General features: G+C 25.8%; 4 protein-coding genes. 3 read left to right on the forward strand and 1 reads right to left on the reverse strand.

Annotated features, from left to right (window positions below; all coding sequences use genetic code 11):
• Positions 1-222 precede the first annotated feature (222 nt).
• The gene (locus HUJ77_RS09250; protein ID WP_291708297.1) at positions 223-750 is read right to left on the reverse strand and encodes a GNAT family N-acetyltransferase; all 528 of its coding nucleotides are present in this window, start codon (positions 748-750) and stop codon (positions 223-225) included.
• A 161-nt stretch (positions 751-911) separates the two neighbouring features.
• On the opposite strand from HUJ77_RS09250, the gene HUJ77_RS09255 reads away from it, so the two are divergent.
• The 3 genes from HUJ77_RS09255 to HUJ77_RS09265 are packed head-to-tail and all read left to right on the forward strand — an operon-like array spanning position 912 to position 5,248.
• Entirely contained in the window at positions 912-4,055 is a 3,144-nt protein-coding gene (locus HUJ77_RS09255) for an SNF2-related protein (protein ID WP_291708298.1), read from the forward strand.
• Positions 4,056-4,064: 9 nt separating this feature from the next.
• Positions 4,065-4,691 carry a DUF488 domain-containing protein gene (locus HUJ77_RS09260; RefSeq protein WP_291708299.1) on the forward strand — a complete coding sequence of 209 codons (627 nt, stop codon included), beginning with the start codon at positions 4,065-4,067 and terminating at the stop codon, positions 4,689-4,691.
• A 20-nt stretch (positions 4,692-4,711) separates the two neighbouring features.
• On the forward strand, positions 4,712-5,248 hold the full coding sequence (locus tag HUJ77_RS09265) for a 2'-5' RNA ligase family protein (RefSeq protein ID WP_291708300.1): 537 nt from the start codon (positions 4,712-4,714) through the stop codon (positions 5,246-5,248).
• The last annotated feature ends 56 nt before the right edge of the window (positions 5,249-5,304 follow it).

Consider the following 5,304-nt stretch of genomic DNA (forward strand, 5'->3'; position numbering starts at 1 on the left):
GCCAACAAGATGTATATCTTGTAGAAGAGCTAAAAAGGAACAAAATAGAAGATAGTTTTTGTTTATACAAGAGTTTTAAGTTTATCTTAAAACTCTTTTTTAATATTTAAAAATATTTAAAAATAATTAAAAATAGTAAAATAAAAAGTACCTAGAATATGAACCGCCCACTGTCTACTTGACAGGGGGCGGTTCATATAATAATCTGGTGCTTTCTTTATCTTATAGAACATATTCTAATTGGCAATCACAGGGTTCATTTTCAACATGTTTTTCATTATATACTAAAGCTTCTTTGCATCCCATAGATTTATAGAAGCGTTGAGTTTCTACAGAAGAATGAGATGAAATATATAATTTTTTAGCACCAGAATTTTTTGCCCATTTAGCAGCCATTTCAAATAAAGTCTTTCCTATGCCACAGCCCCTCATATCATTTGATACATGAAGACTAGATAAATCAAAATACTCCTTATTTTCATCTATAAATCCATATTCAACAGAGGCAAAGCCCTTTAACTTATTATCAAGAAATGCACCATAAACAATTCCCTTTGTACTTAATGTATTCTTAAGATACTTTACAAGTAATGCATATTCTTCTTGACTCCAATCATCAATAAAAGAAATATTTTTAATTAACCACCTGTCATCTTCTTTTCTCCAACATTTTGTAACCTTTTGATAACGTTGAAAGTTACTAAATAAATCTATAGTTAATTCTTCATAACTTAATTTTCTATAATCCATGTAATCACCTCAGTAAAATATTAATAATTTAATTATATAGTATATGCTTATTATTTGAATTATAAAAATTATAAATTACCAATTTTTTGGTCCCCTGGGGTTTTGTTGGGGATCTTAGGAATGTGGTATAATATTAGATGCTCTTATAAAGGAGGGATAATATGAATTTGAGAAATATGCTAAACTCATTATTAAAATTAGGCTCTAGTATAGCTAATAATAATGGTAAAAAATTATTAAAAGAAGGTTTTGTTAAAAAAGTTATAAGTAAAAAAATAGATGATAGCTATCATATTTATGGAAGAGTTAGAGACAGCAAAATTGACTATAGTACAGAGTATAGTACACATATAAAGTTTAACTTAGAAGATAAAGTGCAATCTGTAAAGTGTACCTGTAATCAATTTGAGGAAAATAGTAGAGAAATTAGAAATTATGTATGTAGTCATATAATTGCAACTATGTATAAGTTCTACTATGAAGCTTCTAGCAAGCTTAAGAAAGAAGAAAGTAATAATACAAACAGTAATATTACTAAGTCTCAACCTCATATGGAACCTCATACTACTAACAATATTAACAATGATATTGTTATTAATGTTGATAATAAAATTAAGAATGGTAATAAAGCCATCAATAATATAAATAAACCTTTAAATCTTGATATAAGAATAAAGCAAATTAAAGTAAATAATAAAAATGAATATTATCTTGAATTAAGAGCAGGAAAAGAAGCAACTATAGCAGTTGAAGCATTAGGGAAATTTTTATTTCAAGAAAATAATAAATTTAAATATAAAGATTATTTAATTATAGATTTTTTAAAAGATAGATTTAATAAAGATAAAAGCAGAATAGTAAATGGAAGAAGCTTTAAGCTTTATGATAATGAACTTAAGGGTTTATTAAAGTTAGTAAATAATAAAAAAGAAATAAACTTAAACTATGATTATATGAATTATACATCTTTAATTTATAAAGAGGACATTCCTTTAATTTTTACTATAAAGAAGAAAGCTGACGCAATAATAGTAAAATCTCAAAGAAAAAGCATAATTCCTATAGATAGTAATAAAGACATATGGATTTATGATAAGAAGATATATTTACCTACAGAAAAGCAATTGAAATATTATAAAGGTCTTTATGAAAAGCTAAAGGAAAAGGATAATTTAATTTACAAAGATACAGATGATAACTTAAAAAAGATTTTATTTATCTTAGGAGAAGTATCAAAAGATATTATTATAGATGAAACTATAAAAGAGCAAATAAATAATATTAACACACCAAGGTTTTATATATCAAAGGAAGGCTCTTATATTTATTGTACTTTAAAAATAGACTATGTTAATAACCTAAAGGGAATAAAAGATAATAAAGCTATGGAAAAGCTTCAAATGGCTCTTGAAAGATTCAGATTTATAAAAAAGGATGATAGATTTATATTTATTGGTGATGAAGAAGAAACCTATAAATTATTAAAAGAAGGAATAGAATTTTTAAATAAAATAGGAAGAGTAAGCCTATCTAAAGAGTTTAAAGATATGAATTTAATAGATTCTAATAGTATCTATAGTTCTATAAGAGAAGAAAATCAAGGCTTTTATTTTCAATATAAAATAGAGGGATTAGAATATATAGAAATCCCAGAGGTTTTAAATGAAATAAGAAATGGTAGTAATTTTTATAGAACTAAGAAAAATAGTTTTCTAGATTTAAAGGATGAAAAAGTAATTGGATTCTTTAGGGGGATAGAAGAGTTAAACTTATTTAATGATGTGTATAAAGAAGAAATTTATGTGGATAAATTTAATTTACTTCATTTAGAAAATAATATAAAGAATAAAAAGCTTCCTTTTATTTCTGGAGAAGAAAAAATAAATATTTTATTAGAAAAGTTGAAAAATAAAGATAAGGAATATAATGTTCCAGATAATTTAAATGCTAATCTTAGAGAATATCAAAAAATAGGCTATAACTGGCTAAGGAGTATTGAGGCTTTAGGCTTTGGTGGAATACTTGCTGATGATATGGGACTTGGTAAGACTATTCAAACTATAGCATTACTATTATCTATGGAAGGAAAGATAAGTTTAATTATTACACCTACTTCTGTTTTATATAATTGGAAAAATGAGTTTGAGAAGTTCGCACCTAGCTTAAAGATTGGAATTATTCATGGGAGTTTAAAGGAAAGAAGCAGAATTATTAATAACTATAAGGATTATGATGTTTTACTAACAACCTATGGAACTTTAAGAAGGGATTTAGACTTATATCAAGATAAGAATTTTGATTTTTGCATAATTGATGAAGGTCAAAATATTAAAAATAAAGATTCAAAGGTTTCAGAAGCTGTTAAATCTATAAAGGCAAATACTAAAATTGCTTTAACAGGAACTCCTATTGAAAATAGTTTGTTAGAATTATGGTCTATCTTTGATTTTATAATGCCTATGTATTTATTTTCTGTGGAAAAGTTTAAAGATAGATTTATTAGAGGTAATGATGAAGACTTAAAGGAATTAAAGGAGCTTATATCACCTTTTATATTAAGAAGGCTAAAAGAAGAAGTATTAGATGAATTACCAGAAAAGATAGAAAAGGAATATATAATTCCAATGGCAACTAAGCAAAGACAAGTTTACAATTCTTATATGAAGGAAGTTAAAAAGAAATTAAAAGAAAATAAGGATAATAAGATATTAATATTTTCTTTTCTTACAAAGCTACGTCAATTATGCTTAGATCCATCCCTTTTAATAGAGGATTTTAAAGAAGAAAGTTCTAAAATAAGGGCAATTGAAGAAATTGTAGAGGAAGCCTTAGAAGCTAACAAGAAAATAATTATATTTTCACAATTTACATCAGCCTTAAATAAAATAGGAAACAAGTTAAAGAATAATAATATAGAATACCTTTATTTAGATGGTAGCATTAAGGCTAAAGAAAGATTAAGATTAGCAGATGAATTTAATGAAGGAAATACAAATATATTCTTAATTTCTTTAAAGGCAGGAGGCGTGGGGTTAAATTTGACTTCTGCCAATATAGTAGTACATTTTGATCCATGGTGGAATCCAGCTGTAGAAAATCAAGCTACAGATAGAGCTTATAGAATAGGACAAAAAAATATAGTAGAAGTTATAAAATTAATTTCTAAGGATACCATAGAAGAAAAGATTATTAGGCTACAAGAAGAAAAGAAGGAATTAATAAGTAAAGTAATTGACGGAAATATGTTAACAGGAGATAAATTAAATTCAATTACAGAGGAGGAATTACTAAATCTTTTTAGTTAGTAAGTAGATATGGATATATATACAATAGGTCATTCAAACTATACAATGGAAAAATTAATACAGATGCTAAGATATTTTAATATTAATACTGTTGTAGATATTAGAGGAACTCCTTATTCTAAATATAATGTTCAATTTGATAAGGAAAGAATAAAATATACCTTAACCAAAGCTGGTTTTATATATATTTATATGGCTAAGGAGCTAGCAGCCAAAAGAGAAAATAAGGTTTCCTATAATAATGAGGGATATTCTGATTTTGAGAAAGTAGTACAAGAAGAGGATTTCTTAAAAGGAATAGAAAGACTTAAAGATGGCTGTAATAAAGGATATACAATTGCTTTACTTGGAGCTATGCAAGACCCTATAAGATGTCATAGAAGTATTTTAGTTGGCAGAGCTTTAAAGAAAGCAGGCTTTAATGTAATGCATATTTTAGATGATTTAAGTATAAAGGATCAAGATTATATAGATGAAAGACTTTTAGATAAGTATTTTCCAGATAGAGGACAATTAACTATAGATGCTTTACTTGGAAATGAAAAATCAAGAGAAGAAATGATAAATGAAGGTTATAAAAAAGCAAATAAAGAAATAGGGTATAGAATAGAGAATTTACCTTTAAAGAAAGATTAGCAGCAAAAGGGGGATAAACATTGAGATATGTAATAGTATGTGTTGTAAAAGGAGAAGCAGGGAGATTTAATAACGAAATGAGGAGAGATATTTTTAAGAAGTTTAACGCTAAGTCATCTAAACTTCCAGCTCATTTCACTATAAAAGCTCCCTTTGAATATGAAGGAAGCATAAAGAATTTAGAAGAAGCATTATATAAATTCTGCAATGAAGAAGACAAGGCTCCTTTTACTATGGATAAATATAATCACTTTGATGACAGAGTAATTTATATGGATGTTAATATGTCAAAGGAAGGAAAAGACCTTCATGATAGATTAATAGATGTATTAGATAAATTTGATTATATTAAGTTTAATAAAAAAGATGGAAAAGATAAGGTTTTTCATGTAACTTTAACTTCAAAAAAAGTTCCACCTATTTATAATGAACTTTGGAATTACGTTAATCAATATTCCTTTAATTTTAATTGTTTCTTCGATAATATAAGTATCTTTAAATGGGAAGATAAGACATGGAAGCTTTATAGGGAATTTAAGATAGAAAAGAAAATATAATTTAAAATTATTAAATTCATAAAAATATATCTTCATTTTATATTCTAAATTATAGG

The sequence above is a fragment of the Clostridium sp. genome (genome assembly GCF_021443865.1).
Lineage (GTDB): Bacteria > Bacillota > Clostridia > Clostridiales > Clostridiaceae > Clostridium.

Excerpts from the sequence above, each read along its gene's own strand:
- HUJ77_RS09260 (WP_291708299.1), top strand. The coding sequence starts at position 4,065 with ATGGATATATATACAATAGGTCATTCAAACTATACAATGGAAAAATTA.
- HUJ77_RS09250 (WP_291708297.1), bottom strand. The coding sequence starts at position 750 with ATGGATTATAGAAAATTAAGTTATGAAGAATTAACTATAGATTTATTT.
- HUJ77_RS09255 (WP_291708298.1), top strand. The coding sequence starts at position 912 with ATGAATTTGAGAAATATGCTAAACTCATTATTAAAATTAGGCTCTAGT.